Origin of the sequence: Phascolarctobacterium succinatutens (genome assembly GCF_023497905.1) — a bacterium.
Lineage (GTDB): Bacteria > Bacillota > Negativicutes > Acidaminococcales > Acidaminococcaceae > Phascolarctobacterium_A > Phascolarctobacterium_A succinatutens.
This window is the reverse complement of the sequence record NZ_CP097284.1, coordinates 2,338,736-2,345,871: the sequence shown is the minus strand read 5'-3', so window position 1 is coordinate 2,345,871 and position 7,136 is coordinate 2,338,736. Positions and strand designations below refer to the sequence as shown.

Annotated in this window: 8 protein-coding genes; all 8 read left to right on the top strand. The window is 49.6% G+C overall.

The annotated features are described in order from the left end of the window. Positions 1-355: 355 nt before the first annotated feature. The 8 genes from rpmH to rsmG all read left to right on the top strand — a co-directional run bounded on the left by rpmH (position 356) and on the right by rsmG (position 7,133). On the top strand, positions 356-490 hold the full coding sequence (gene rpmH / locus M5E81_RS11290; protein ID WP_021718820.1) for a 50S ribosomal protein L34: 135 nt from the start codon (positions 356-358) through the stop codon (positions 488-490). 59 nt (positions 491-549) lie between these two features. After that, positions 550-906, top strand: coding sequence for a ribonuclease P protein component (rnpA, locus tag M5E81_RS11285; protein ID WP_249747548.1), 357 nt, complete (start codon positions 550-552; stop codon positions 904-906). Positions 907-921: 15 nt separating this feature from the next. After that, positions 922-1,131 (top strand): membrane protein insertion efficiency factor YidD, encoded by a 210-nt coding sequence (yidD, locus tag M5E81_RS11280; RefSeq protein ID WP_071585659.1) that lies wholly within the window; start codon positions 922-924, stop codon positions 1,129-1,131. 45 nt (positions 1,132-1,176) lie between these two features. Then, complete coding sequence (locus tag M5E81_RS11275) at positions 1,177-1,821, top strand: YidC/Oxa1 family membrane protein insertase (RefSeq protein WP_276768978.1); 645 nt, start codon at positions 1,177-1,179, stop codon at positions 1,819-1,821. 28 nt (positions 1,822-1,849) lie between these two features. Beyond that, entirely contained in the window at positions 1,850-2,773 is a 924-nt protein-coding gene (gene jag, locus M5E81_RS11270; RefSeq protein ID WP_249747546.1) for an RNA-binding cell elongation regulator Jag/EloR, read from the top strand. 107 nt (positions 2,774-2,880) lie between these two features. Next, a complete protein-coding gene (gene mnmE, locus M5E81_RS11265) occupies positions 2,881-4,260 on the top strand; it encodes a tRNA uridine-5-carboxymethylaminomethyl(34) synthesis GTPase MnmE (RefSeq protein ID WP_009145471.1) in 1,380 nt (459 codons plus the stop codon). A gap of 273 nt (positions 4,261-4,533) precedes the next feature. Further along, on the top strand, positions 4,534-6,417 hold the full coding sequence (mnmG, locus tag M5E81_RS11260) for a tRNA uridine-5-carboxymethylaminomethyl(34) synthesis enzyme MnmG (RefSeq protein WP_249747545.1): 1,884 nt from the start codon (positions 4,534-4,536) through the stop codon (positions 6,415-6,417). Next, positions 6,414-7,133, top strand: a complete 720-nt coding sequence (gene rsmG, locus M5E81_RS11255) for a 16S rRNA (guanine(527)-N(7))-methyltransferase RsmG (RefSeq protein WP_249747544.1) — start codon at positions 6,414-6,416, stop codon at positions 7,131-7,133. The genes mnmG and rsmG overlap by 4 nt, the downstream gene beginning before the upstream one ends. Positions 7,134-7,136: the final 3 nt, after the last annotated feature.

Below are 7,136 nucleotides of genomic sequence, written 5' to 3'. Positions count from 1 at the left end.
ATAGATACATCCTTTCTCGCTGATTTTAGAAAAATAAAAACGACAGCCTGCATTGCCCGCGGAAGGGCGGTGTAAGCGCCGGTTTAAGTGAAGCTAGATATACACATATATTTTATCAGACTGTGGATAACTTCGCAAATTTTCAAGAAAAATTTCTGAGATGGCAGAAAAATGGCTGTTTTTACTTGACGAAGTTTTTATTTTCCCATATAATGAGTTAGTAATACCTTGCGTGGTGCAGTACGTGCTGATGAAGGCGCATTGTTACTGCGTTGGTAGAGCAAATAACAGCTATCAATATTCACATAAATTAGAAATTGATAAAATTTTGCGGTGGATAAGGAGGGAATACTGAATGAAGCGTACTTTTCAACCTAACAATCTCAGAAGAAAAAGAACTCATGGTTTCAGAGAAAGAATGAAAACTTTGGGCGGTCGTCAAGTTCTCAAAAGAAGACGTGCTAGAGGCAGAAAGAAATTGTCTGCATAACATTATAAAATAGGCCGCGCAAGTGGCCTATTTTTTCCATGCGGGCAGGTGTGCATTTGATGCAAAAGAAAAAGTTTACTTTAAAAAAATTAAATCGACTTAAATCGAAGAAAAGCTTTCAGATTGTCTATGTAAAGGGACGCACTGTTGTCGATGCTATGTCGGTTTTTTATATTCTCCCGGATCAGGGCGAAGATATAAAAATCGGTCTGGCGGTAGGCAAGAAGCTGGGCTGTGCTGTGGTGCGCAACCGTGCCAAGCGTCTGATGCGTGAAGTATTCCGCATGCATAAGGCAGAACTCAAAAAGGGTTACCATATAGTCTGGGTAGCTCGCAAGAAGCTGACAAAGGCTGATTACAAGACTTTTGAGCGTGTATTTTTAAGACTGGCAAAAAGAGCAGCTCTGCTGCAGTAATAAGGATAGAAGGCTATGAGCAGGTTACTGATTTTGTGTATAAGATTCTACCAGATTTTTATATCACCGCTGAAACCGCCGACCTGCAGGTTTTATCCTACATGTTCAGCGTATGCTATTGAAGCGATTCAGAAGAAGGGTCCTGTGAAGGGAACGTGGCTGGCGATTAAGCGTATCGCAAAATGTCATCCTTTTCATTCGGGCGGTTATGACCCTGTGCCATAAGCATACTATTAAGCTATAACACTTTGTTTTTTAAGGAGTGATATCTTGGATTTTCTCGCTAATATCGTACAACAGGTGTTAACTGTGCTCTACAATTTTACTGAGAGCGTCGGTATACCGAACCTTGGCCTGGCTATTGTGTTAATGACAATTATTATTAAGCTGATTATGTATCCGCTGACTCAAAAGCAGATTCAGTCAACTAAGGCTATGATGGAAATTCAGCCGAAAATGAAGGCTTTACAGGAAAAATATAAGGATGATAAACAGCGCCTGAATATGGAGCTGGCTAATTTATATAAGAGCGAAGGCGTTAATCCGCTGGCAGGCTGTCTGCCGCTGCTCATCCAGATGCCGATTATGATTGGTATTTTCTACGGTATCCGTGATTACAACTATGCAGCACATCCGGAAATCGTTACCAGCTTTTTGTGGCTGGCTGATATTTCCAAGGCAGACCCGACCTATGTTCTGCCGGTGCTTTCCGCATTAACTACTTTTATTCAGACCAAGCAGACTATGCCGGCAAACGGCGGTGGTGCACAGAACAAGATGATGATGTACTTCATGCCTCTGTTCATCGGTTATATCAGCTTGACCTTCCCGGCAGGTTTGGTACTGTACTGGGTTGTTATGAATATTATGCAGATTGCACAGCAGTCTATTATGAACAGAGCTGCTGCTGAATAAGCGTGTAAGCGTATAGGAGTTGGTAAAGATGGCTTTTGTTGAGAAGACCGGTAAGAGCGTGGACGAAGCTGTTGCAGCAGCTTTGGCAGAACTGAATGTTACTGCCGACCAGGCTGTTGTTGAAGTATTAGAGGAAGCAAAAAAGGGCTTTTTAGGCTTTGGCCGTAAGGATGCCCGTGTACGCGTAAGCGTTAAACCTGAAGAAGCAGAGGCAGAAAAACCTGCTGAGGCTGCACCCGCTGCTGAAAAAACCGTCAGCGAGGCTGCTGCCGACGCTGTAGCTGCAGTAAAGGTGGCTGCAACCGTAGCTGCCGGTGCTCTGGCTAAAAAGGCTGATGCTGTGAAGGCCGATGCAGCTGTAGCTGCCGAGGATTTCAAGAAGAAGGCTGCAGATGCTAAGGATGATGCAGTTGATGATGCTATCGCAGCGCTGAATGCTTTAAAGAGCGAGCGTCGCGAACGTCAGAACCGCGAACCGCGTAAATACAATGTAAGTGATGAGGCAGTTGCTGCTGCTAAGGAATTTTTGCAGAAAATCTTCAATGCTATGCATATTGAGGTTGCTATGGAAAAATTTATCAACAAAAATGACGGCAGCGTTACCCTCCGCCTGCATGGTGATGATATGGGTATTTTAATCGGCAAGCATGGACAGACCTTAGACAGCTTGCAATACCTTACTAATCTTGTTGCTAACAAGAATAGCAACGAGCGTGTGCGTGTAATTATTGACGTTGAGGATTACCGCGACCGCCGTATCGAAACTCTTAACCGTCTGGCAGCACGTCTGGCAGATAAGGTTAAACGTACCGGTGAGCGCGTAGCCCTGGAGCCTATGAATCCGCACGAACGCAAGATTATCCATATGGCATTACAGGGTGACCGTCGTGTTACTACTCTGAGCGAGGGCGATGAGCCTTATCGTCATGTGGTTATTGAGCTGAAAAAATAAAATAAAAAGCAAGGCTGTCGCGTTAAGTTAATCAGAGGCTTATTTGCGGCAGCCTTTTTTACGTACTGAGCTTTTTTATGCAGTACAGATAAAAGAAGGAGGGTCATATGGCTGAGGATACGATTAGTGCTGTTACTACGGCTCTTGGCGAAGGTGCTGTAGGTATTGTGCGTATTAGCGGACCAAAGGCGTTGGCGGTAGGTGAGACCTTGTTTAAGGCGGCTTCCGGCAAGGCGCTTGGTGCATATCCTGTGAATACGCTTGCTTATGGCCATGTTTATGATACGGACGGCAGCCTTGTAGATGAGGTGCTGGCGGTGTATATGCGTGCTCCCCGTTCCTATACGGCGGAGGATGTGGTTGAAATCCAGTGTCACGGCGGTGTGCAGCCGCTGCAGAAGATTCTGCAGCTGACTTTTGCTGCCGGTGCGCGTCCGGCGGAGGCCGGCGAGTTTACGAAGCGTGCGTTTTTGAACGGCAGGATTGATCTGACGCAGGCTGAGGCTGTTATGGATATTATCCGTTCGCGCAGTGAGGCGAGTTTGAAGCTGGCTGCGCGTCAGCAGCAGGGACAGCTTGCAGGTGAGCTGCGCAGCCTGCGTAAGCAGCTGGTGGATATTGTTGTTAATCTGGAGGCTGTGATTGATTATCCGGAGGAGGATATCGAGGATGTTACCTATGGCAGGGTGCAGGAGAGCCTGAGTACTGTCTGCAGCGGGATTGAGCATCTGCTGGCGCATGCGCATACGGGCAAGATTTTGCGCGAGGGCTTGCGTACAGCTATTGTTGGCCGTCCGAACGTGGGCAAGTCGAGCCTGCTAAACGCTTTGCTACGGGAGGAGCGTGCTATTGTTTCGCAGTATGCCGGTACTACGCGTGATGTTATTGAGGAGCAGCTGCTGCTTGACGGTGTGCCGTTGGTGCTGGCTGATACGGCGGGTATCCGTGCTACCGATGATTTTGTGGAGAAAATTGGCGTGGAGAAGAGCCGTCAGCTGTTGGCGGATTCGGAGCTGGTTATCTGCGTGATTGACGGCAGCGATGGCCTGACGGATGAGGATGAGGCGATTTTAGAGGCTGCGGCCGGCAAGCCCTGTGTGGTGATTGTGAATAAGAGCGATTTGCCGCAGCAGGTTGATTTGGCGCAGCTGCGAGAGCGCTTTGGCGCTGATAAGGTGATGACGCTTTCTGCTAAGACTCTGGTTGGCATTGAGGCGTTTACTGCCTGGCTGAAGAGCTATGTTTACGGCAGCAAGGGTACGCTGGGGGATGGTGCATATATTCAGAATGCGCGTCAGGAGCGTTTGCTGCGTGAGGCGCTGGCAGGTCTGCAGGATGCGGAGTTTGCGGCACAGGATTATTTGCCTTATGACTGCATTGTGATTGATGTGCGCTCGGCGATTGACCTGTTAGGTGAGATTACGGGTGATACAGTGCAGGATGAGATTATCAATGAGATTTTTGAGCGGTTCTGTATCGGTAAGTAGGGGTGTGCATCGCAACCCTTCCGTCTGCTCGCTGAAGCTCGCAGCCACCTTCCCTTTTAGGGAAGATATAATATTATTGCGAAGTTTTAACTTTGGTTATTACTATGAACTTTTACATGCTCCCTGAAAGGGAGCTGGCATCGCCGTAGGCGATGACTGAGGGTTGTGTAAGCGATATATTAATTGCTCGTTAGGGTTTTCTGCTAATTTCCTGGTTATCTCCCATGTAAGATGGTGATAGTCGGTACATATATTTTTAAGAGGTCTATTAAGATGAGTTATATTACAGATACATTTGATGTAATTGTTGTTGGCGCCGGCCACGCAGGCGTGGAGGCGGCGCTGGCTGCTGCCCGCCTGGGCGGTAAGACGCTGCTGGCGACGCTGTCGTTGGATAATGTGGCGCTGATGCCGTGCAATCCGTCTATCGGCGGTCCGGCAAAAGGCCATCTGGTGCGTGAGCTGGATGCTTTAGGCGGCCAGATGGGTATAAGTGCGGATTTGGCATGTATCCAGATGCGTCTTTTGAATACCGGTAAGGGCTATGCCGTACATGCTCTGCGCGGTCAGGAGGATAAGCCTTTTTATCACACGTTGATGAAAAAGATTGTCGAGGACCAGGAGAATCTGGAGCTGAAGCAGCTGATGATTGATAAGCTGCTGGTGGAAAACGGTGCGGTTGTTGGCGTAGAGGCCGAAACGGGCGAGGTTTTCGAGGCGAAGTGCGTTATTCTGGCTACCGGTACTTATCTGCGCGGCCGTATTGTTTACGGCCAGGTTAATTATGAATGCGGTCCTAACGGTCTGCGCAGTGCGCAGAAGCTGTCTGCTTCGCTGCTGGAGAACGGCGTGGAGCTGATGCGCTTTAAGACCGGTACGCCGGCGCGTATTGATGCCCGCAGTCTTGATTACAGCAAGATGGAGCCGCAGTACGGCGATGAGGAGGTGCGCAACTTCTCCTTTATCAGCGATATCAAAACACGTGAGCAGGTTCCTTGCTATCTGACCTATACGAATGAGGCTACACATAAAATTATCCGCGATAATCTGCATTTATCCGGTATGTATAACGGCATGATCGAGGGCGTCGGCCCGCGTTACTGCCCGTCTATCGAATCTAAGATTGTGCGCTTCGCCAATAAGGAGCGTCATCAGCTGTTTATAGAGCCGGAGGGACGCAGTACCAATGAAATGTATGTACAAGGCATGAGTTCTTCTTTGCCGGCGCACATTCAGCTGCAGTTTATGCAGACTATTCCCGGACTGGAGCACTGCAAGATGATGCGTGCGGGTTATGCTATCGATTACGATTGCCTTGATCCGCTGCAGCTGCGTCCGTCGCTGGAGCATAAGGCTATCAGCGGCTTGTTCAGTGCCGGTCAGTCCAACGGTACCAGCGGCTACGAGGAGGCTGCTGCCCAAGGTCTGATGGCAGGTATTAACGCAATGATGAAGATTAACGGACGCGAGCCGCTGGTGCTGCGCCGTGATGAGGCGTATATCGGCGTGCTGATTGATGACCTTGTTACCAAGGGCACGTCCGAGCCTTACAGAATGATGACCTCGCGTGCGGAATACCGTTTGCTGCTGCGTCAGGATAATGCTGATTTGCGTTTGACGGAAAAGGGCAGAGCTATTGGTTTGGTTGATGATAAGCGCTACGGCATTTTCACCGAAAAGCGTACTGCTTTGGAGCGCACAGTGAGCGAGCTGGGCAAGCAGAATATTTCTCCCAGTGCGGAAAACAATGCTAAGCTGGAGGCTATGGGTACGGCGCCGCTGCGCAGCGGCAGCAGTCTTTTGGATTTGCTGCGCCGCAAGGAGGTTACCTACAGCAAGCTGCAGCAGGCCTTCGGTTTGTCGGAGCTGGCACCGCAGGTTGCGGAGCAGGCTGAGATTTTCGCCAAGTATGAGGGCTATATTACGAAACAGCGTCAGGAGGTAGAGCGCTTTATGAAGCTGGAAAACAAGCGCCTGCCTGATGATATAGATTATCGTGCGATTAAGGAGCTTTCCAGCGAGGCTGCTGAAAAGCTGGGCAAGGTGCGTCCGGCGAATATCGGTCAGGCATCGCGTATCAGCGGTGTGTCACCGGCTGATATCAGCGTGCTGATGATTGCGTTGGAGCTGAAGCGCCGAAAGGAGCAGGAAGAATGACCTTTGCAGAAATTTTAGCCGAAAAGGGTGCGGAGGCCGGTTTGAGCTTTACGCCGCTGCAGCTGGAGCAGTTCAGCCGTTATTACGAGCTGCTGGTGGAAACCAATAAGGTGATGAACCTTACCGCGATTACCGAGCCTGAGGAGGTTGCCGTAAAGCATATGGTAGACAGCCTGCTGGCCTACGAGGCGGAGATGGCCGGTAAAACCCTGGCGGACGTGGGCACAGGTGCCGGCTTTCCCGGTGTGCCGCTGAAAATCTACTGCCCCGAGCTGAAGGTAACTCTGATAGATTCTTTGGGCAAGCGCCTGCGCTTTTTGCAGCAGGTGATTGCGGAGCTGGGGGTGAAGGGCATCCGCTGCGAGCATTTGCGTGCAGAGGATGCGGGCCGTGATAAAAAGCACCGCGAAAAATATGACTATGTAACGGCGCGCGCTGTGGCACGTTTGAGCGTGCTGAGCGAATATTGCCTGCCGCTGGCCAAAAAGGGTGGTCAGTTTATCGCCCTGAAGGGCAGCAAGTTTGCGGAGGAAATTACCGAAGGAGAGGCTGCGGTAAAAATTCTCGGCGGCAAAATTATCAGTGCGGAGCCTGTAAAATTACCCGGTCTGGATGATGGACGTGCTATAATAAAGATAGCTAAAATAAAAAGCACACCGGCGCAATACCCGCGTAAGGCTGGTACGCCGGAAAAACAGCCCTTAGGCGCTAAATAGGGG

What these genes read in the sequence shown, in the direction of transcription:
- mnmG (WP_249747545.1), top strand. Translation starts at nt 4,534, where the DNA reads ATGAGTTATATTACAGATACATTTGATGTAATTGTTGTTGGCGCCGGC.
- rnpA (WP_249747548.1), top strand. Translation starts at nt 550, where the DNA reads ATGCAAAAGAAAAAGTTTACTTTAAAAAAATTAAATCGACTTAAATCG.
- yidD (WP_071585659.1), top strand. Translation starts at nt 922, where the DNA reads ATGAGCAGGTTACTGATTTTGTGTATAAGATTCTACCAGATTTTTATA.
- rsmG (WP_249747544.1), top strand. Translation starts at nt 6,414, where the DNA reads ATGACCTTTGCAGAAATTTTAGCCGAAAAGGGTGCGGAGGCCGGTTTG.
- jag (WP_249747546.1), top strand. Translation starts at nt 1,850, where the DNA reads ATGGCTTTTGTTGAGAAGACCGGTAAGAGCGTGGACGAAGCTGTTGCA.
- rpmH (WP_021718820.1), top strand. Translation starts at nt 356, where the DNA reads ATGAAGCGTACTTTTCAACCTAACAATCTCAGAAGAAAAAGAACTCAT.
- mnmE (WP_009145471.1), top strand. Translation starts at nt 2,881, where the DNA reads ATGGCTGAGGATACGATTAGTGCTGTTACTACGGCTCTTGGCGAAGGT.